Genomic DNA, 19386 nt, shown 5'->3' on the forward strand with positions numbered 1-19386 from the left:
TCAGTGGTGACGGTGGAAAGGATCAGCGTTCGAGGGCAAAGCGGTATCCTCGACCACGCAGGGTCTCTATCGGCTTGTAGCGCTCATCCGGATCGAGTTTTTTGCGCAGACGACGCACGAAGACCTCGATGGTATTACTGTCGCGATCCCAATCCTGATCGTAGATATGTTCGGTAAGATCGGTCTTTGAGATCACCTTGCCGGCATGCAGCATCATGTATTCAAGCACCTTGTACTCATAGGCCGTCAAATCCACTGGGTCGCCGTGCAGGGTTACCGTTTGGGTACGGGTATCGAGTTCCACCGGGCCACCCGCGAGCACCGGTTGAGACCAGCCGCCGCTACGCCGCAATAGTGCGTTCAGACGCGCCAGCAGCTCCTCCACATGAAAAGGTTTAACCAGATAGTCATCCGCGCCCGCCTCCAGCCCCTCGACCTTGTCCTGCCAGTTTCCACGGGCGGTGAGGATCAGAATCGGGAAATCCTTGTCAAGTTTGCGCAACTCCCTGATCAGTTCGATTCCTGACAGCTTTGGCAGCCCAATATCAACGATGCCCACGTCGATGCCATACTCCCTACCGAGAAACAGTCCGGCGGCACCATCCTCGGCGCTGTCTACGGTATAACCCTGTTTACGCAGTTTCTCCGCCAATGGCTCGCGAATATCTGCCTCATCCTCAACCAATAACACACGCATCTTTGCACCCGATACCTGGCTTCATCACCAGGTCATTTTAAAATTGTTGATAACGGCCTGTTCCAAGATTCATCAATCAACAGTGAATGCATGACCTGCTGAGCTGGATCAACGGCGACCGTTGTACTGACGACGACCACCCTCGGCATTGATCCGCAGTCTACGTACCTTGCCCTCCTTGGTAAGAATACGCACGTTGTGAACCCGCTTGCCGTCACGTTCCCGTGTCTCGGCGGAGATGACTCGACCTCCCAGACGCTGCTTGGCCTGCTCCACTGCCTGATCCAGGCTCATATCAGCGCTGGCATAGAGACTGGGTATAAGCAGTAGTGCGCACAACAGCATCTTGGAAATGATTCGAGTTCTATAGGTCATCGTCTTTGCTACCTGACTTAGTGGTCATCCACTGGTCTGACAGTCACCGCAACCGGTATCCGCTTGCCGGGATGATTATTGGTACGGGTGATGAATTCACGCCCCTTGTAGCGATATGTTACATCATAGCCGACCAATTGCTCCTCATAGCGGGAGTGGTGGGTGACTTCACAGCGACGCTCCACCGATGTGGTGTGGTGCCCACCCCTGTGTTGCTGGCTGATATCGTGACCGATGGCACCACCGAGCAGTGTCCCTGCCAGAGTGGCGGCATCTCTGCCTCGACCACGACCGCGACTGATCTTATTCGCTACCACACCACCGATAATACCCCCCAGTACTGTGCCGGTGTAGCGGCGACCGTCCGGATGATAGCGATCGACCGCCTCATCCCAACACTCTCTCTCGGGATATGAAACCTCTACACTACGGTAGATCGGCTCCACATCGATGACCTTGGCAGTATCTCGATAGTGGTCGCGATGGCCTCCCGCCGTGGCGGTTGCAGAAGCGATCATCAATGCTGTTCCGATTGTTAATGCCTTTGTTTTCATTTTGCTGCTCCTGGTTCTCTAGCTTTAATCCTGATATCAGTGAATCTCTGTTGATGGTTAAAGCTTACGAGGTCTAAACTGAACCTCGCCTGAACCGGGCGAATGCATGATTTATTGTTAATTTTCAATGGATTATATGACTGCTCTGTTAACTTCAGCAAGCTGTGAGTAAGGCTATGAAGTCAGATGAGTTCCCCCTCTCCCTGGCCCTCTCCCGCAAGGGGAGAGGGAAAGCGCATTTCGAGTGCATCGAATGCTTCCAGTCAAAGCTCGTTGACTCAAGCCATGTTTTTGCTGCGGCTCCTGATCCATGCATCCCCCTCCCCTCGCGGGAGAGGGCCAGGGAGAGGGGGACAGTAAACCCGTGAGCGCAGCGAACACCTCCGGAGTGATTGCCGGCCTATGAGTGAACCTTGCGCCACACCAGAATTCGATTGTTGACCGGCATCTCCACATCTTCAGTGAGCTGAAGTCGATTCGAAACCGCCAGCTCGTTGAGTGCCTCGAAATCACGAATACCGCTCAAGGGATCACGGGATTTCAGCCATTGATCGAAGTTTCGATTGCTGTCGCTGGTATAACCGCCCTGGTAGTTGAAGGGACCGTAGAGTGCAAAACACCCCTCCGGCTTCAATACCCGCCCGATTCCGTGAAACATCTTCTCCACTTCCGGCCATGACATGATGTGGGTGGTGTTGGCACTGAATACCCCGGCATACGCTACGAGCGGCCAATCACGGCTTACATCGAGCAGTATCGGCTCCCGCGTATTGGCCAATGCCGCCTCCTCCAACCAGGCACGGATCCCCGGGTGATTCTCCTCCAGGTCACTGGTCTGCCAGATCAAATGCGGCATGGCGGCGGCAAAGTGAACCGCATGCTGTCCGGTACCGCTGCCAATCTCGAGGATTGTCCGGGCATCATCAAAAAGGCGCAGCAGCACATCCAGGATCGGTGCCTTGTTCTCTTCACAGGCATCGGAGAAGGGTTTCATGACTCCCCTATTCCAGCCAGTCCCTGGGCTTGAGATAGCGTTCATAGAGCAGTGCCTCCTCAGTTCCAGGCTCCGGTTGCCAGTTGTATTGCCAGCGCACCAGGGGCGGCAGGGACATCAGAATCGACTCGGTGCGCCCCCCGGACTGGAGGCCGAAAAGGGTGCCCCGATCATAAACCAGATTGAACTCCACGTAGCGACCTCGACGATAGAGCTGAAAATTTCGCTCACGTTCAGCATAAGCCGTGTGGCGACGGCGCCTTACAATGGGTATATAGGCCAGTAGGTAGTGATCTCCCACGCTCTGCATGAAATCGAAACAGTTTTCGAACCCCCCCTCATTCAGATCATCGAAAAACAGCCCGCCGATGCCCCGCGGCTCCTGACGATGTTTGAGGTAGAAATAGTCATCACACCAAGCCTTGTACTTTGCGTAAACATCTTCACCAAAGGGTTGGCATGCCAAGCTGGCCATCTTGTGCCAATGGCGGCAATCCTCATCGTTTCCATAGTAGGGAGTGAGATCGAAGCCACCACCAAACCACCATACCGGCTCTTCATCCGCCTTTTCAGCGATAAAAAAACGCACATTGGCATGGGATGTGGGAACGTAGGGATTGTTGGGATGAATCACCAGAGACACACCCATGGCCTCGAAGGCGCGTCCGGTCAATTCCGGTCGATGCGCCGTCGCCGAGCCGGGTAACTGATCGCCGGTGACATGGGAGAAATTGACCCCCGCCTGTTCGAATACCTCACCCTCCTGGAGCACCGCGCTGATGCCACCGCCCCCCAGATGCTCCCCGGGTTCCCGTTGCCAGCTGTCCTGAAAGAAGCGTGCCTTGCCATCCTCCTCCTCCAGGGCACAGCAGATCGTCTGTTGCAGCTGTAGAAGATACTCTTTGACTTGTTGCTTATCAGGTTGATCCATAATCGAGTTGACTCTTTGGTTAACGCGTTTAGAGACCTTAGACGCAGGTAGGTGTCCGAGGGTTATCTTTTGGAGTAGCGGCAGGGATGCCGCGTAAGCCCTGCCAGCACAAGGAAGTGCTGTCAGGGCGTCGGAAAAAAATAACCCTCGGGCACCGGAGGTCAGACCTACGCCCTATGCATCAAACATCGCGACAGTGTGTATATGACTCGAGATAAACAATATTAACAGATACTAGCCAAGCCGCTTCAAAAAAACACCCATCTCTTTTGCCGCCTGAACATCCCCACGGGCCTCAGCCACGGCAATCCCTTTCTGGTAGGCTTGCCGGGCCTCATCTTCCCTGTGCAATGCCACCAACGCCTTACCATACAGCTTCCAACTCGCTGAGTGGTTCTGATCCTGGTTTACCGCCTCGGCCAAGTGGTGCACCGCCATCTCCGCATCCTGCTCCTTCAAGCAGAGCGAACCCAAGGTATAGCGTAACAGGGCATTGTCATTCCCCTGTTCGAGCATCTTCTCCAGGCTTCCTCGATCCATATCAATGCCTCACTCGACCATTCCGCAGGCCAAATTACCAGGTAGGGCGATATCCATATGTTCCGGTTTCTCCAGCTGCATGGCGTGCATAATCTGAATATAGTCATCGCGCCGGGTCGCATTTCCCAATCTTGGATTATATCGCTTCTCTTCACCCACTGTGCTGCAGGTGAAACCGTTATAGTCATGGGCCGGATAGATCAAGATGTCATCGGGCAGGCTGAACAGGCGTTGGGTGATCGAATCGTAGGATAACCCTGCATCCCCCGATTGAAAGTCAGTGCGGCCGCTACCGCGTATCAGCAGGATATCGCCGGTAAAGACCATACCCTCTGCAAGAAAGGAGATATCGTTGTCGGTATGCCCGGGGGTATAGATAACTTTCAGCCTCGTCTCGCCCAATGAGATTAGATCGCCATCATTCAGGCGGAGATCGGCACACTCGGTTGCTGCCTTTTCATGCACCCCCACTTGGCAGCCCAATCGTTCGCGCAGTTGTCCGCTGCCGGTGATATGGTCGGCATGGATATGGGTCTCCAAGGCTAGCTTCAGGGTCAGATCCAATTCACCGATCAGCTTTACATCGCGTTCAACCTGCTCTCTGACCGAGTCGATGACCGCTGCTTCACGGCTATCCCCATCCCACACCAGGTAGGTATAGGTACTGGATTGGGGATCGAACAACTGTCGCATCTGCATCTTCACTAAAATCACCACCTATGACATTTGTATTGATATTGTCATTAGATGAGGGATATCGTAGATCATTCAACCAATGGGATTACAGGGAAATAGTTTGCAGGCGCTTTGTTAATATAGTTTCAACATACGGAAAACCGCCCGATGACAATCGATAAGGCACGCGAGATCATTAAACAGCAGATCAGCTTCGGCAGCGGATACAACCGCAATGCAGTACGCCTGCTGCTTGGTGAGATTCAACGGGAATATGGCCAGCAGGCCGGCGATCGGCTGATTGAAGAGCTGGACCTGGAACAGGCCTTCGGTCTGCGTCCGGGTACGGATTTTACCCGGGTCGCCCACTAGGTACGATATCTGGCCCAGGCCTCAGGGCTTCTGCGCCACCAGCATCGCCACATCCCGTGTCCCTTGTTCCAGATTACCCAGACGATTCTCCTCACGGTAGTAGCGCAGCTGCAAGCTGGAAAACAGATTTAATAACTCATTATCCGCCAATCTGAAGGCTGGATTCTGGGGTCCTGTGGCAGAGACCGCTGCCTGAATGAAGGTCTGATAGTAGATCAATCCACCGGACCTCAGGGCGTCGACAAGGTCGGGTATCAATGCCCTTTCCAGATAGTAGCTGACAATAATCAGATCAAAATGGTTGTGGGGTGGAGACGATTGTTCTACGTCACGCACCTCCCCTGTCAGGTTCGTCAATCCCTCTTCTGCGGCGCAGGCATTGAGCCGCTGAATGGCGACAGGTGAGATATCCCATGCCACCACATCCAGTCCGTGACGCGCCAGGGTAAGGGCATTACCGCCCAATCCACAGGCGAGATCCAGCGCCAGACCCTGGGCTGGAAGCAGATGCAGATTTCTCTCTAGAACCTCGGCAGGTGTGGGACGCTTGTCCGCATCGGCATGACGCTTATCCCACTTCTCACGCAGGTTCTGAAGATCATTGCTGTTCACAAACTATCGAGACCACGCGCCAGATCATTTTTGATATCTTCAACATTTTCCAGCCCGACAGCAATCCGTACCAGTCCCTGTCCAATACCGGCCTGGACCCGCTCCTCTGGTGTCAAGCGTCCGTGAGTCGTAGTCGCCGGATGGGTAATGGTCGTCTTGGTGTCACCCAGATTGGCGGTAATGGAGAGCACGCGGGTGGCATCGATGACCATCCATGCCGCCGGCTGCCCACCCTTGACGTCGAAGGAGAGAATACTACCGGCCGCACGTTGCTGCTTCATCGCCATGGCATGTTGTGGATGACTGACCAGACCGGGAAAATAGACACGCTCGACCTGTGGTTGCTGCTCCAGCCATTCGGCCACTATTTGAGCATTGCGCGAATGGGCATACATACGCAGCTCGAGGGTCTCAAGCCCTTTCAGGAATACCCAGGCATTGAACGGACTCATGGTAGGACCGGTGGTGCGCAGAACACCAAACACCGCATCACCCACCAACTCCTGATTACCCACCACAGCACCACCGACACAACGCCCCTGTCCATCCAGGTATTTTGTGGCCGAGTGAATGACAATATCCGCACCAAGCTTGAGGGGCTGTTGCAAGGCAGGTGTACAGAAACAGTTATCCACCACCAGAAGACAATCATGGGCATGGGCCAATTCACTCAATGCCGTGATATCCGCCACGTCAGTGAGCGGATTGGATGGGGTCTCCAGAAACATGAGTTTGGTTTGAGGCCGCATCGCCGCCTCCCAGGCCTGCAGATCATTCAGATCGACAAAACTGGTCTCGATGCCAAATCGCGTGAGATATTTATTAAACAGCATGGTGGTCGAACCAAACACACTATGCGAGGAGATAATGTGGTCCCCGGTCTGCAGCAAGCCGGTGCAGGTCGCCATGATTGCCGACATGCCGGAGGCGGTGGCGACACAACAGGCACCTCCCTCCAGCGCCGCCAGGCGCTCCTCAAAATTTCTTACCGTGGGATTGGTGAAGCGTGAATAGATATTGCCCGGCTCATCGCCGCTGAATCGCGCTGCGGCCTCGGCAGCGCTGCGGAACACAAAACTGGAAGTGGGAAAGATGGGCTCGCCATGTTCCCCTTCCGATGTACGGTGGTGTCCTACGCGTATCGCCTGAGTAGAAAACCCCCACTCTTCATCTTTCCACTCCCCCATATCCCGTCCTCACTCTTCATATTCATTCAGAATCGGTGTGCTGCCACATGCCGGTTATTCTACAACTCAACGTGCCGATATGCTTCTGTTTTCAGCTTCAGGTGCCGGTTGATCATGCAGCTGTTGGGAAAAGTAGTCCTGCAGAAATTGATCAAAACTGACCCTATCTGAATCCTCAAGTTCTCGTTGGCGCTGCCAGGAATCGGTTGCCTCCTGCCGCAACAGCCTTTGATCCTGACTTGAGTGCTCCTGCTGACTGAAGGTGTGCTGGTGCTGTTTCGACATGCGTTGGGCGAATTGAAAAAAGCTCTCCCTTTTATCACGCATCTCCGTCAGCATTCGCGCCGACGGGGTCAGATCGGCATCCTGCAGACGATAGCGTTGTATCATCAGGCTTTCACTGTAGGGTTTACCAGGCAGACCCTCCTCCAATATCTCGCATATGGGCAGCAAGGCATCACAAATCTCCAAGCCCCAACCCTGCAAGCCAACCCTCTCTCCATTCCGCTGCAGCATCAAACCAGGCTTTCTCCCCTGGTGTGCGGCCGTCAACTCGTTCCAGTCGATCTCCTTCTGTTCGGCAACGTTGATCGACGGGCTCCCATGCAACAGGCACATCAACATCAGGGCCTCGATGAAATAGACCTGCTCTTCGGCGATACCCAGGGGATGGAAGGCATTCACATCCAACGAGCGCAACTCCACATAACGTACCCCGCGCCGCTGCAGGGCATGGATCGGTTTCTCCATCATCTCGGGTATCTGCTTTGGCCGTACCGTACTGTAGTACTCATTCTCTATCTGCAGAATATTGGCATTCAGCTGCTCGTAGCGGCCATCGACCTTGACCCCGATGGCATGATAGATCGGACAGGGTGTCTCGATGGCACGGGAGAGGGTCTCGATGTAGGCGCTGAGACAATCGTAACAGGCCTTGATACCCGTTCCCTGCTCCTTGCTGTTCTGGTAACCGATATCCCCCATCCTCAAAGAGGTGGCGTAGGGGGAGTAATAACTGTAGTCATCGAATACCTGCAGGGTGGTGGGTCTGCCGCCAAGAAAGGATTTACATACCGCGGGAGAGGCCCCGAACAGATAGGGAATCAACCACCCGACCCGCTGCAGATTTCGCAACATGGCGAAATAGGATTCTGAAATAAAACTCTGGATCGGTGTTTCATCCTGCTCCAGGTGTTGAAAGGCTTGCCAGAACGGGAGCGGGATTGAATAGTTGAAATGAACCCCGGCAATCACCTGCATGGCTCTACCATAGCGATGACCCAACCCTCTACGATAGACGGTTTTCATCATGCCCGCGTTGGAGTTGCCGTATTCTGCGATCGGTATCTGATCATCACTTTCAACCACACAGGGCATACTGGTTGCCCAGAGGATATCATCATCAAGATGCTGGTAGAGGAAGTGGTGGGCCTCAGACAGAAATCGCAACGGTTCTTCGCGATCTGCCGAGGGTGGTGTGATTATCTCGGTCAGTGCCTCGGAGTAATCCGTTGTGACATACCTGTTGGTAAGGGCCGAACCCAACGCCTCTGGATGTGGTTTTCGCGAAATGCAGCCGGCCGGGGAAACACGCAATCCCTCCTTTTCCAGACCGATAAGCCCCCCTCTTAGCAGCCCGACCTGATCTGCTTGACGCAGTTTTTCCAAACGTTGTTCGAGTGTCTTATACAAACTGGGAGCAACCCATGTGATCAATTGGATTCATGTCAGAATCGAAACGACGATTCTGACTTGGTTATTAACATGCAGGTGAAACAAAACTCAGGTTTGATATTTTACGCCCCACAGGGGCGTTGATTGAAGGCATGCATCATACCATCATATTATCTGTTGGGATGCATGCTTCCGCTAGCGCATCACCGCCATCGGTGCTTGCATCCGGATAGAGTCCGTCAGAATACGGGCCGCTTCGTTCAACTCGATGCGTTGTGCCGCTTCAGACTCCTTGTCATCAGCCTCATCATCCAGTTCTTCCTGGTCGAGGGTTTTGATTGCCTCCAGGCCTTGCGATGCCCTGAAGCGATTCTTGTGCACCAGTTGCTCTTGCTCCCGATCATCCCATTCAGTGCGGCGACGACTCTCCAGCAGGCTCATCTCAATACGCTCCTCCAACGCCTGAAAGCGTTTCTCCCGATCGACCAACATCTCGAAACCCGGGTCACTCTCAACACGGCTCATATGGTTGACCATGAGATTAGGGACCGACCATTTTCCCTTGGTTGCAAAATTGGCCGGCCTGATCTGTGCCCAGGGTAATGCATTCTCCAGTGAACGCTCGCCATAATCCGCTGAAAATTTCGCGGTGGGAAACTGGATGTCAGGTACCACACCCCGGTGTTGGGTGCTACCGCCATTGATGCGGAAGAACTGTGCCATGGTCAGTCTCAAGCGGCCAAGGTCCTTCTTACGCCCCGGTACGAAACGCCCGAGATCCACCAGCGTCTGCACGGTTCCTTTACCGAAGGTGGGCTCGCCGATGACTATACCCCGCTTATAATCCTGGATGGCACCGGCGAATATCTCGGAGGCAGAGGCACTGTTGCGATCAACCAACACCGCCAAGGGGCCTTCGTAGGCAATGGTTTGATCCGGATCCTGCTCGATCTCTATCTTACCGAAGGCATCCTTGATCTGAACCACCGGTCCGGAATCGATGAACAGGCCAGTCAGTTCGGTCGCCTCGGAGAGTGAACCGCCTCCGTTTTCCCGCAGGTCAATCACGATGCCATTGACACCCTGCTTCTTCAGATCCACCAGGAGATTGCGCACATCACGGGTAGTGCTGCGAAAGTCCTCATCCCCTCTCGCCTCGGCAGCAAAATCGCGGTAGAAAGTCGGCACCTCCACCACGCCGATGCGCAGCCCTTTCATACCATCCAGGTCTTCGATGATACGACTCTTGGCTGCCTGCTCCTCTAATTTAATCTTGTTCCGCACCAGGGTGATAGTCTTGCGCTTGGCCCCTGTTTCAGTCCCCTTGGGCAGAACGTTCAGCCTGACCACAGAGCCCTTCGGGCCACGGATCTGTTCAACCACATCCTGCAACCGCCACCCCACGATATCGATGATCTCTCCCTCCAATCCCTGTCCAACGCCGACGATACGATCCCCCGAATGGAGCAGGTCACTCTGTTCTGCGGGCCCACCTATCACGGTTTTCTGCACCACGGTAAAGCCGTCTTCATCCTTGAGTACCGCTCCTATGCCCTCCAGTGATAGTCGCATACTGATATCGAAGTTTTCCGAAGTGCTTGGCGACATGTAACTGGTATGGGGCTCCAGGCTCAGGGTATAGGCATTGATGAAGGTCTGGAAAATATCGTTGCTATCGAACTGCTCCACCCGGTCAAGCAGACGCTTGTAGCGTTCACGAAGGGTATCACGAATCTCATCGTCCTTTTTGTCCATCAGGCGTAGATTGAGGAAATCGTTCTTTACCCGCTTGCGCCAAACCTCCTGCAGTTCTGTGCGGGTCTGTGGCCAGGGCGCTTCATCCCGCTCGAAGAGATAACTCTCATCGATGGTGAAGTCAAAATCTTTATCAACCAGTTTTTGTGCATGAGCCACAGCCTCCGCCACACGTTTGCGATAGAGGCGAAAGATCTCGAAGGCAGGTTCGATTCTGGCGTTTTTCAGGTAGTCATCGAGTTTATCCTGATAGAGGGAGAAACGAGCGATATCCCTGGCGCGAAAAAAAGCGCGATTGGGATCGAGGGCGTCAAAGTAGCGATCGAGGATCATCTCTGACATCGCATCATCGAGCGCTACCTCCTTGTAGTGGTATTTTTCGATAACCTTGACGATTACATTTGCCGTTTGCTGCTGCTCAGGTGTCGGTTGCAGTTCGCTGATCGGGACAACCTGGCGATTGGCCCATAGGGTGGTACTACCGATTAGGAACAGGGAACTGAACAGAATAACCTTAAATATTTTCATGTAACTACCTGGTCTTGTATGCGCGGAAACAGTGGGCGCCTGACTATACATCATAGTAAATAGGACTAGGATTGGACTGGATTACCACTCCACAGGTTCCATTTAGTGCCTAAAAGGTGTACTGGACCTCAAGATCAAGCCCCACACCGCTCATATATTCTCATGCAGACCCTGTACCAGATCCAGATAACCCGGGGATTCGGGATTTATAATCCCATGCCGCACTAAAAAGTCAATCACCACCAGGTTGCAGTTGAGCTTAAACTCATCGGTCTGGGCAACCAGTCTTGCCACCTCGGCTACAGGTAACAACATGAACTCAGCCACTTCACCGTCACCGTTCTGAGGTTGGAAATCACCCGGGAGTTCAAGATCGTAACAGTAGAGCGTATCGGGTTTCAGACCAACATCCGTCTCGGTGCAGTAGGTCAGGACACCCACGGCAACAGCACGCTTAGCCAAGGATGGCCCCACATTGGCCTCTTCCATACACTCTTTGCGTAGATTCTCAGCCAGGGAAAGATTGTGAGGCAGCCCCCCTGCGACCATATTGTCCAGACAGTCGGGGAAATTACGCCGATCGGCTGCACGCCTGGCTATCCATAGTTTCAATTCCTCCCCGTCACGGACAAAACCATTCAGGTGTTGGCCATAGGCCCGTAACCCGAAGTAGGGGGCACTGGCACGATCCACGGTGGCAATCGCCGTCTCCCTGCCAGCATGTGTCACCGGATACTGCTCACCATGCACATGGGAGATGACCCCCTCTTCAACCAAGGTCGAGGTAATCTCCGCGAACAGGCGGGTGCGCGCATCGAAGTCGGCATAATGACCCTGGAGATATACACCCTCCTCATCCTGGCTGAAGGCATCCGGCCAGTTACCGAGGGCCTCCCACATGGGTCGTTTAAGGCGTCCATAGCACCGCTCCTGGAAAAAGAGTGGTTTGAAATTTCCCGGATCCCAATGATTAAGGCGTTCGATATGACGCAGATACCCTTGTAAGTTCATGGATCAATTTTCCTAGATGTAGGACCTGAGAAGTCCGCGTAGGACACCCTGTATCCTGACCTCTTCCGCCCGGTAGACCATCGCGCTCATGGCTGGATTGGCGGGGTGTAGTATAACCTCACCCGGACGTTGCTCGATCCTCTTCAAAGTGGCCTCTTCATTGCGGATCAATGCCACAACAATATCTCCATTCTGTGCCTGTGCCTGCTGTTCGATCACCACATAATCCCCATCCTGGATCCCATCATCGATCATCGAATCCCCCGACACCTGTAGCACATAGCAGGGCCCTTTTCCCAGCAACTGATCGGGAACCTGCATCGGTTCCGCCTCGGCAATGGCCTCGATGGGTCTGCCGGCGGCAATACGGCCGAGATAGGGAATGCCCTCCTCCGCCCCGGGTTCAACCAGGCGTATACCACGTTTCAGGCCCGCCATGGGCTCCACCAACCCCGCCTCCACCAACGCCTGGATATGTTTGTGTAAGGAACCCCGGGATTTCAGTCCTAGCAGACCACAGAGTTCGTCATAGGTGGGTGGCTGCTGATAGTGATCCAGATTGTCCCGCAGGATCTGGTAGATCTCTTGCTGGCGCCGGGTTAATTGCATGCTGGCCCTTGATTTGTTCTCCAGTTGTTCTCTATTCTACACCAAGAGAACAGAAAGAGAACAGATATGAGCATTCCCGCACCTTCCATGGCAACCGCAGACCCTGATTCCGCCAAGGATCCGGCCGACCATTTGGCCGCCAAACTGCGCAGCGAATACCCAGCGCGTATCACGGGCGAGCTGATACTCCCCGCCAAACAGGGTAACTACAGCCCCCTGCCCGGCGATCTCGATCCCCGTCTTGCCGCTGCCCTGCGCGAGCGCGGGATCGAACGGCTCTATACCCACCAGGCAGCCGCCTGGGCATCGGTACAGGCTGCTCGGCATACGGTGGTCGTCACCCCCACCGCATCAGGCAAGACCCTCTGTTACAACCTGCCGGTGCTGCAATCGGTCCTGCAAAAACAGGCCAAGGCCCTCTACCTCTTCCCCACCAAGGCCCTGGCCCAGGACCAGGTGGCTGAGTTGACCGCCCTCAACCAGGCCAGCGACCTGGGTGTACGCGCCTTCACCTTCGATGGGGATACCCCCGGGGATGCGCGCAAGGCGGTACGCATCCGTGGCGACATCGTGGTCTCAAACCCGGATATGTTGCACCAGGGCATACTGCCCCACCACACCAAGTGGGCGCAGTTCTTCGAATCCATACACTATGTGGTGATCGATGAGATGCACAGCTACCGCGGCGTATTCGGCTCCCACGTGGCGAATGTGATGCGACGTCTGCGGCGAATCTGTCGCTTCTATGGCAGCGACCCCATCTTCATTCTCTGCTCCGCCACCATTGCCAATCCGGCAGAGTTGGGGGCGCTGCTGATCGGCGACGAGGTCAACGCCATCACCGAGAGCGGCGCACCCCAGGGCAGCAGACATCTGTTGCTATGGAATCCGCCGGTGGTCAATCCCGATCTGGGCATCCGCGCCTCGGCCCGCTCCCAGACCACCCGCATCACTAAACTGGCGCTGCGCCAGGGGCTGAAAAGCATAGTCTTCGCCCGTTCCCGACTCATGGTTGAGGTATTGACCAAGTATCTCAAGGATGCCTTCGACAAAGACCCCCGGCATCCTGCCCGGGTCGCCGCCTACCGGGGCGGCTACCTACCCACTGAACGGCGGGATATGGAGCGCAGGCTGCGTGACGGAAAACTCGACTGCGTGGTCTCCACCTCGGCATTGGAGCTGGGTGTGGATATAGGGGCACTCGATCTCTGTGTGCTTAACGGCTACCCGGGCACCATTGCAGCCACCTGGCAGCGCCTGGGACGGGCCGGCAGGCGCCAACGTTCCGCAGTGGGGGTGCTGGTGGCCAGCAGCCTGCCGCTGGATCAATACATCATTCGCAATCCCGACTTCTTCCTCGGCGCCTCGCCGGAACAGGCACGTATCGATGCCGATCAGTTGTTGATCCTGCTCGATCATGTACGCTGCGCCGCGTTCGAGCTGCCATTCAAGGATGGGGAGCAGTTTGGCAATCAACCGCTGAGTGAGATGCTCGCCTACCTGGAGCAGCATGGCATCCTGCACCGGGAGGCGGATGAGTGGCACTGGATGAGCGACAGCTACCCCGCAAACAGCGTCAGCCTGCGTTCGGTGGCGGAGGGCAATTTTGTGGTGGTGGATACCAGCGGTGGCGAAAAAACAGTGATTGCCGAGGTCGACTACAGCTCCGCACCGATGACCATCTACGAGGGAGCAATCTATATGATCCAGTCCACCCCCTACCAGGTGGAGCGTCTCGATTGGGAGGGACGCAAGGCATTCGTCACCCGCACCCGGGCCGACTACTACACCGATGCCATCGACTATACCCGCTTGAAGATTCTGGAACCTTTCGAGGAGTATACCCATCGCCAGTATGAGGTGGCTCATGGGGAGGTGCATCTGGTCAAGCGCATCACCGGCTATAAGAAAATCCGCTACTACAGCCACGACAATGTGGGCTATGGCAAGATCGAACTGCCGGATCAGGAGATGCACACCACCGCCGTCTGGTGGCAGCTGAATCCACAGGCATTGGAGGCTGCATTCGAATCACGCCAGATTGCCCTGGACGGTTTTCTCGGCGCCAGCTACGCCCTGCATATCATCGCAACCATGCGCATGCTCTCCGAACCCGGCGATATCGGCAAGGCGGTGGGTGATGGTAACGCCCGCTGGTTCGCCACGCTGCATGCCAATGGACGGGGAGAATTGCGCAACAAGGATGACGAAATGATCGATCCGGCACGCCTGGATCGCTTCACACCCACCCTGTTTCTCTACGACAACTATCCAGGGGGCATCGGACTCTCAGCACCTCTTTGCGAGAGCCGGGACACTATCGTCCATGAAGCCCTGCGGCTGGTAACTGACTGCAGTTGCAGGCATGGTTGTCCCAGCTGCATCGGCCCCATCCTGGCCAGCGATGAGATACGGGGCTACTCGCCCAAACAGGCCGCGCTCAAAATACTATCCCTACTGGGACCTGATCACTCTCATCCAATCGGCTCTGTTGCGTCGGACAATGACACTTAGCGCAAAACTCTCTCGCCTGCAGGCGCTAAAAGCGGATAAGGGGCAGCAGCCTGTCACATCGGCCACCGATCTGCAGCAGCGCTTGGCGCGAATCGACCGAACACGCCTTCCGGGTGGATCGAAGCTGCAGCAGCAGAAGTCAGCAGAGGAGAGACTCGCCAGGCAGCTCAAGGGCTACCCTGTCAGTGAGGGTCTGATCCGGATATACCGACGTATCCCCCTGCACGGCTGTATGGGTCGCTACCCTCTCTCACTGCTCCAACAACAACCGAGACTGCCTGGTGAAGCAGCCATGGCCAACCACCGCCATGTCTATTTCGATACCGAAACCACCGGCCTCTCGGGGGGCAGCGGTACCCTCGCCTTTCTGTTCGGTTTTGCCACAATCGAGCCGGAGAGCCTGCAGCTGACCCAGTACCTGATCACCCGTTTTGCGGGAGAAACGGCCATGCTCGAGGCGATCAACGGCATCCTGGGTATTGAGGACCGGCTGGTGAGTTACAACGGCAAGAGCTATGACCTTCCGTTGATGAAGACCCGATACCGCATGCATGACATGCCAGCGCAACTGGACCAGCTGCCCCATCTGGACCTGTTGCATCCCATACGCCGTCTGTTTCGCAACACATGGCCAGACTGCCGTCTTGTGACCCTGGAACAGCGACTGCTCGGTCTGCAACGGCTTAACGACCTGCCCGGTTCAGAAGCCCCCCAGGCCTGGTTCGATTTTATAAGAGCAGGCCGCACAGCACGACTGGCAGGGGTGGTGGAGCACAATTTACAGGACATACTCTCCCTCGCCATGACCCACGTGGCCCTGACTCAAGTGATCGACCAGCCCGAACGCCATGGTGTGGACATAGCCGCCCTGGCACGCTGGCAGGCGGATCACGACACCAGGGCAGCCTATGCCCTGTTAAAACGACATCGACACACATTACCCCTGAGCGGCAAGCGCTTATTGGGCCGACTGGCCAGGCGTTTCGGCGACTGGGGGTTGGCGACGGAGACCTGGGATGCGCTCTCGCAGATGGGCTGCCGAAGCGCCACCGAACAGCTTGCCAAGTATTATGAGCATATCAGCAGGGACCTGAAGCGCGCGCAACATTATTGCGAACGGCTTCCCATCGACGCTGACCAGCAGCGGCGCTTGAACCGCATCGTCAACAAACTCTATGTTCAAGAGATGCAACCGCTACTGCATCCCTGAGATGGATCGTCATGGCAATCCTACAATGCCTCACTGCAGAGTCTCGTAATGTCTCTCCGCCAGTTCGATGGCCTGTCTGACATAACCCTTATACCACTCGTTGACGGTCTGAATAAAATCAGACAGCGACTGAGGATCTTCCCTGTCCTGGAGGTGGTCGCTCACCCTGAAAGGGGGAAAGACAATCGCTGCGGTACAGGTGCGCGTCAGTCGCTTATCGAAATTGGCGACTGCGATGGGTACGATCAGCGGCTCAGTTTCGGCTGCCAGCGCCAGGCGGAATACCCCGGCCTTGAATGGACCGGGCGACTCTTCCGTATAGTAGCAACGCCCCTCCGGGCAGATGATGATGTTGTCTCCCTGTTTCAGCCTCGCCAATGCCTGATCCACGAACTGGCGGTTACGTAGCTCCCGGGTCAAGTGATGATCGCGATCCTCCTCATCCACCTCGCCCGGATAGACATAGAGGTACTCAAGGCGGTCGAAATATTGCTGAAAACCATACCAGTCGAGTTCAGGTTTTTTCACCACCCTGATCGGCGCTTCATGGTATTTCGGATAGATCAGCATACTGGAGACGAAGTGGGTATCCAGGGTCAGGCGAAAATCGTTGGGCAGCATATTGTCGGCATGGTTTTCCAGGTGGTTCATGATAAACAGATGTCCTGAGCTGTCCGGCAAATGCTCCTCCCCTGTCACCGCGTAGCATGTCTTCTCAAACAGTGCCTTGAACGCCTGCATACAGTGGTGTCTCACCTCCCTTGGGGTTTGATCCACAGGCGCATTGGCGACACTTTCATAGATGCGTTGCAATCCCTGGTAAAAATGGAGTTCATCATGGACCTTTTCCAGGATATCCAATGACAATCTCGCCAGGTTACGCTCATTCTCATCGTCGCCGTGATTACGGATCAGTTCCAAGGTACCGAATGCATCGGAGAGGGTCAGCCGGTTCTCCAGCAGATAGGGGATTTTATGCAGTGGCGACGTGACGTGCAGGGTATCGGCATTCTGTTCCAGTAGCGCCTTCACCGCCAGGGTCTCTTTGTGGTAGCGCCTTGCAATCAGTTGGGTGCGTGCCATCCGCAGCCGGTTGCCGATCAACCAGATCACGCGCTCCATCAGCTCCGTGCCGAATAATGGATCCTGTCGACACAGATCCGTGAGTGCCTCCGCGGTGAATACCAGGGCACAGACTGTATCGCTGGCGATTGCGGATACCTGATAGTGATTGGGATTGACCAGTGCGGACCAGCCGAATGCCTGTCCGGTGCTCTCCAAGCTATTGAGAAAAATACAGACCTTGCCTTCGCTGCTGCAATACCAGAGCTCCACCCGGCCACTGACGAGCAGGTAGAAGGCCTCCGCTTCCTCTCCCTGTTGAAACAGGGTAGTGCCGGGATCAACGCGAATCATTCGCCCCAGGGAGAGCATGGATCGGAGATGTTGATCTGACATGGCCTCGAAAAAAGTGGCATGGCGCAAAAAACGGAAGGTTGAGTCTTGGTCACTGCCCAGGTTTTCATAATCCATAAGCGGGTTTGATCCCTTGGCCTTAACCGAGGCACCAGGTTCCACCATTGCCCTGCCCTCGACACCACTGCTGGCGATCAGACGGTCCCTGTTGTACTCAAGTCGACGTGCCAGGACCACGGCCACACGACGCAGCAGGGTATAGGCGATGCGCGGCGACTCCTGCATCAACTCAGCCAGCAGATTTCTCGGAATGCGCATTACACTGCACTCCGTTTCACAGCGTACCGTTACGGTATGACGGTAGGGCGCGCGAAACACTGACCAGCCGATCAGGGCCCCTGTCTCCCTGTCGGTGCCCACAAGGAGATCATCCATGCCTGCCACATGGATCAGAAACTGCACCTTTCCGCTCAAGAGAAAATAGAGTGAGATGGCCCGATCGTGCTGATGCAGCAGAATCTCCCCTGGATCCATATGCCTCACTTCGGTGCCTTCAGCAAGATAGTCGATCACATCCGGGTCGATATCCTGGAAGAATGCGAGTTTAGAAAATTCAGACGCTTCAACCATTGCGGTTACCCATGGAGACCTTTGTCTAGTTATTATTAATCGGGCACTTCTAACCTCACCCCTATTACTAATCTATAGTAGATACATGCGGCGCCAATTCAAACCGGATCACACAAAGCCAAAGGATTTTGATCTTTTCTGGCAGGAAACACTACACAAACTGGACACAATCGATCCCGATCCGGTTATTTCAAGTAAGGAACATTCATCCAGTCACCCCAACCTTGTATTGGAGTATGTTGATTTTCTGTCCTTGGACGGTATACGCATTAGCGGGCAGCTCATCCATTGGAAAGACGATCTGCCCCGGCCGCTGGTCGTCTACAGCCATGGATACGGCGGTCGATGCATGCCGCAGTGGTCGTGGGCAAGCAGCGGACTGAATTGCTTTGGGGTGGATATTCGTGGCTTTGGCCTCTCCCATGACGCCCTCCGGGAGCCATCTCACTGGGGCTGGGTATTGACCGGTATCCAATCACCTGAAACCTCGGTCATCCGAGGTGCAGTCTGCGACTATATACAAGGCGCCAGGGTCGCAGAACGACTGCTGCTCAATTCGACCACCCATCATACCTATCAGGGTGTCAGTTTTGCCGGTGCCCTGGCCCTTAAATCCGCAGCGGTACTGGGTGCGCCGGACCTGCTTGCAGTGGGCGTACCCACATTCGGTTGGACTGAAGGCCGTTATATCTTTGTCAAATCAGGCTCAGGGGCCCAGATCAACCACTATCTAGCCAACCATCCGGAGCGCTTGGACGATGTGATGCTGGTGATGCGTTACTTTGATCCTGTCAACTTTGCCGATGGCGTGCACTGCCCCGCTCTCGTCGGTCTGGGACTGAAAGACGATGTGGTACCTGCCAAGACCGTCTACGCCATCGCCAATCACCTTACCGGGAAGAAGGAGATTATGGAGTTTCCCGTCAGTCATACCGATCTGCCGGAGGAGCGTCTTTGGGATAGTTTCGAACAGTATTGGCTGAAGCTGACGATTGAAGGGGTCAGTGAGGATTTCGGTTCGATACCGTTTCCAACAAGCTGAACGCCTGCACCTGAGGAAGATAACCTCTACCCCTATTGGGCCGTACAACCCTATTCATCA

Annotated in this window: 18 protein-coding genes; 4 read left to right on the forward strand and 14 right to left on the reverse strand. The window is 55.2% G+C overall.

Annotated elements, in window-relative coordinates; all coding sequences use genetic code 11:
* Positions 1 to 22: 22 nt before the first annotated feature.
* The 7 genes from R2K28_RS12740 to R2K28_RS12770 all read right to left on the reverse strand — a co-directional run bounded on the left by R2K28_RS12740 (position 23) and on the right by R2K28_RS12770 (position 4790).
* On the reverse strand, positions 23 to 697 hold the full coding sequence (locus R2K28_RS12740; protein ID WP_316364850.1) for a response regulator transcription factor: 675 nt from the start codon (positions 695 to 697) through the stop codon (positions 23 to 25).
* Positions 698 to 805: 108 nt separating this feature from the next.
* Positions 806 to 1072 (reverse strand): PepSY domain-containing protein, encoded by a 267-nt coding sequence (locus tag R2K28_RS12745; RefSeq protein ID WP_116444850.1) that lies wholly within the window; start codon positions 1070 to 1072, stop codon positions 806 to 808.
* A 17-nt stretch (positions 1073 to 1089) separates the two neighbouring features.
* Complete coding sequence (locus R2K28_RS12750) at positions 1090 to 1626, reverse strand: glycine zipper 2TM domain-containing protein (RefSeq protein WP_316364853.1); 537 nt, start codon at positions 1624 to 1626, stop codon at positions 1090 to 1092.
* Positions 1627 to 2026: 400 nt separating this feature from the next.
* Positions 2027 to 2620 (reverse strand): DUF938 domain-containing protein, encoded by a 594-nt coding sequence (locus tag R2K28_RS12755; protein WP_316364854.1) that lies wholly within the window; start codon positions 2618 to 2620, stop codon positions 2027 to 2029.
* Positions 2621 to 2627: 7 nt separating this feature from the next.
* Positions 2628 to 3551, reverse strand: coding sequence for an oxygen-dependent coproporphyrinogen oxidase (hemF, locus tag R2K28_RS12760; protein WP_316364855.1), 924 nt, complete (start codon positions 3549 to 3551; stop codon positions 2628 to 2630).
* A gap of 234 nt (positions 3552 to 3785) precedes the next feature.
* Positions 3786 to 4091 (reverse strand): CDC27 family protein, encoded by a 306-nt coding sequence (locus tag R2K28_RS12765; protein ID WP_116444854.1) that lies wholly within the window; start codon positions 4089 to 4091, stop codon positions 3786 to 3788.
* Positions 4092 to 4100: 9 nt separating this feature from the next.
* On the reverse strand, positions 4101 to 4790 hold the full coding sequence (locus tag R2K28_RS12770) for an MBL fold metallo-hydrolase (protein ID WP_316364857.1): 690 nt from the start codon (positions 4788 to 4790) through the stop codon (positions 4101 to 4103).
* 144 nt (positions 4791 to 4934) lie between these two features.
* On the opposite strand from R2K28_RS12770, the gene R2K28_RS12775 reads away from it, so the two are divergent.
* Positions 4935 to 5138, forward strand: a complete 204-nt coding sequence (locus tag R2K28_RS12775) for a hypothetical protein (protein ID WP_116444856.1) — start codon at positions 4935 to 4937, stop codon at positions 5136 to 5138.
* 21 nt (positions 5139 to 5159) lie between these two features.
* Here the strand turns inward: R2K28_RS12775 and R2K28_RS12780 are convergent, their stop codons facing one another.
* The 6 genes from R2K28_RS12780 to lexA form a co-directional block, all read right to left on the reverse strand.
* Positions 5160 to 5750, reverse strand: coding sequence for a class I SAM-dependent methyltransferase (locus R2K28_RS12780; RefSeq protein ID WP_316364860.1), 591 nt, complete (start codon positions 5748 to 5750; stop codon positions 5160 to 5162).
* Positions 5747 to 6937, reverse strand: a complete 1191-nt coding sequence (locus R2K28_RS12785; protein ID WP_316364862.1) for an O-succinylhomoserine sulfhydrylase — start codon at positions 6935 to 6937, stop codon at positions 5747 to 5749. The genes R2K28_RS12780 and R2K28_RS12785 overlap by 4 nt, the downstream gene beginning before the upstream one ends.
* A 66-nt stretch (positions 6938 to 7003) precedes the next feature.
* Complete coding sequence (gene gshA / locus R2K28_RS12790; protein ID WP_316364865.1) at positions 7004 to 8629, reverse strand: glutamate--cysteine ligase; 1626 nt, start codon at positions 8627 to 8629, stop codon at positions 7004 to 7006.
* A 177-nt stretch (positions 8630 to 8806) separates the two neighbouring features.
* On the reverse strand, positions 8807 to 10894 hold the full coding sequence (locus R2K28_RS12795) for a carboxy terminal-processing peptidase (RefSeq protein ID WP_316364868.1): 2088 nt from the start codon (positions 10892 to 10894) through the stop codon (positions 8807 to 8809).
* A gap of 150 nt (positions 10895 to 11044) precedes the next feature.
* On the reverse strand, positions 11045 to 11905 hold the full coding sequence (locus R2K28_RS12800; protein ID WP_316364870.1) for a DUF4743 domain-containing protein: 861 nt from the start codon (positions 11903 to 11905) through the stop codon (positions 11045 to 11047).
* Positions 11906 to 11917: 12 nt separating this feature from the next.
* Positions 11918 to 12514 carry a transcriptional repressor LexA gene (gene lexA, locus R2K28_RS12805; protein WP_316364871.1) on the reverse strand — a complete coding sequence of 199 codons (597 nt, stop codon included), beginning with the start codon at positions 12512 to 12514 and terminating at the stop codon, positions 11918 to 11920.
* Between the two features lie 66 nt (positions 12515 to 12580).
* Between lexA and R2K28_RS12810 the strand changes: the two genes are divergently transcribed.
* Together R2K28_RS12810 and R2K28_RS12815 are read left to right on the forward strand one after the other, a co-directional pair.
* Positions 12581 to 15028, forward strand: coding sequence for a DEAD/DEAH box helicase (locus tag R2K28_RS12810; RefSeq protein WP_442871398.1), 2448 nt, complete (start codon positions 12581 to 12583; stop codon positions 15026 to 15028).
* Positions 15018 to 16238, forward strand: a complete 1221-nt coding sequence (locus R2K28_RS12815) for a ribonuclease H-like domain-containing protein (RefSeq protein WP_316364873.1) — start codon at positions 15018 to 15020, stop codon at positions 16236 to 16238. The genes R2K28_RS12810 and R2K28_RS12815 overlap by 11 nt, the downstream gene beginning before the upstream one ends.
* A gap of 30 nt (positions 16239 to 16268) precedes the next feature.
* Here R2K28_RS12815 and R2K28_RS12820 read toward each other — a convergent pair whose 3' ends face one another.
* Positions 16269 to 18284, reverse strand: coding sequence for a cyclic nucleotide-binding domain-containing protein (locus tag R2K28_RS12820; RefSeq protein ID WP_316364874.1), 2016 nt, complete (start codon positions 18282 to 18284; stop codon positions 16269 to 16271).
* A gap of 85 nt (positions 18285 to 18369) precedes the next feature.
* Here R2K28_RS12820 and R2K28_RS12825 point away from each other — a divergent pair, with 85 nt between their 5' ends.
* The gene (locus R2K28_RS12825) at positions 18370 to 19326 is read left to right on the forward strand and encodes an acetylxylan esterase (RefSeq protein ID WP_316364876.1); all 957 of its coding nucleotides are present in this window, start codon (positions 18370 to 18372) and stop codon (positions 19324 to 19326) included.
* The last annotated feature ends 60 nt before the right edge of the window (positions 19327 to 19386 follow it).

The sequence above is a fragment of the Candidatus Thiodiazotropha sp. CDECU1 genome, from assembly GCF_963455295.1.
Taxonomy (GTDB): Bacteria; Pseudomonadota; Gammaproteobacteria; order Chromatiales; family Chromatiaceae; genus Thiodiazotropha.

Bases quoted from the DNA above. Each gene is read 5' to 3' on its own strand.
- R2K28_RS12750 (WP_316364853.1), bottom strand. From the start codon at position 1,626: ATGAAAACAAAGGCATTAACAATCGGAACAGCATTGATGATCGCTTCT.
- R2K28_RS12770 (WP_316364857.1), bottom strand. From the start codon at position 4,790: ATGCAGATGCGACAGTTGTTCGATCCCCAATCCAGTACCTATACCTAC.
- R2K28_RS12765 (WP_116444854.1), bottom strand. From the start codon at position 4,091: ATGGATCGAGGAAGCCTGGAGAAGATGCTCGAACAGGGGAATGACAAT.
- hemF (WP_316364855.1), bottom strand. From the start codon at position 3,551: ATGGATCAACCTGATAAGCAACAAGTCAAAGAGTATCTTCTACAGCTG.
- R2K28_RS12775 (WP_116444856.1), top strand. From the start codon at position 4,935: ATGACAATCGATAAGGCACGCGAGATCATTAAACAGCAGATCAGCTTC.
- R2K28_RS12740 (WP_316364850.1), bottom strand. From the start codon at position 697: ATGCGTGTGTTATTGGTTGAGGATGAGGCAGATATTCGCGAGCCATTG.
- R2K28_RS12820 (WP_316364874.1), bottom strand. From the start codon at position 18,284: ATGGTTGAAGCGTCTGAATTTTCTAAACTCGCATTCTTCCAGGATATC.
- R2K28_RS12810 (WP_442871398.1), top strand. From the start codon at position 12,581: ATGAGCATTCCCGCACCTTCCATGGCAACCGCAGACCCTGATTCCGCC.
- R2K28_RS12795 (WP_316364868.1), bottom strand. From the start codon at position 10,894: ATGAAAATATTTAAGGTTATTCTGTTCAGTTCCCTGTTCCTAATCGGT.
- R2K28_RS12825 (WP_316364876.1), top strand. From the start codon at position 18,370: ATGCGGCGCCAATTCAAACCGGATCACACAAAGCCAAAGGATTTTGAT.
- R2K28_RS12815 (WP_316364873.1), top strand. From the start codon at position 15,018: ATGACACTTAGCGCAAAACTCTCTCGCCTGCAGGCGCTAAAAGCGGAT.
- R2K28_RS12800 (WP_316364870.1), bottom strand. From the start codon at position 11,905: ATGAACTTACAAGGGTATCTGCGTCATATCGAACGCCTTAATCATTGG.
- lexA (WP_316364871.1), bottom strand. From the start codon at position 12,514: ATGCAATTAACCCGGCGCCAGCAAGAGATCTACCAGATCCTGCGGGAC.
- R2K28_RS12755 (WP_316364854.1), bottom strand. From the start codon at position 2,620: ATGAAACCCTTCTCCGATGCCTGTGAAGAGAACAAGGCACCGATCCTG.
- R2K28_RS12785 (WP_316364862.1), bottom strand. From the start codon at position 6,937: ATGGGGGAGTGGAAAGATGAAGAGTGGGGGTTTTCTACTCAGGCGATA.
- R2K28_RS12745 (WP_116444850.1), bottom strand. From the start codon at position 1,072: ATGACCTATAGAACTCGAATCATTTCCAAGATGCTGTTGTGCGCACTA.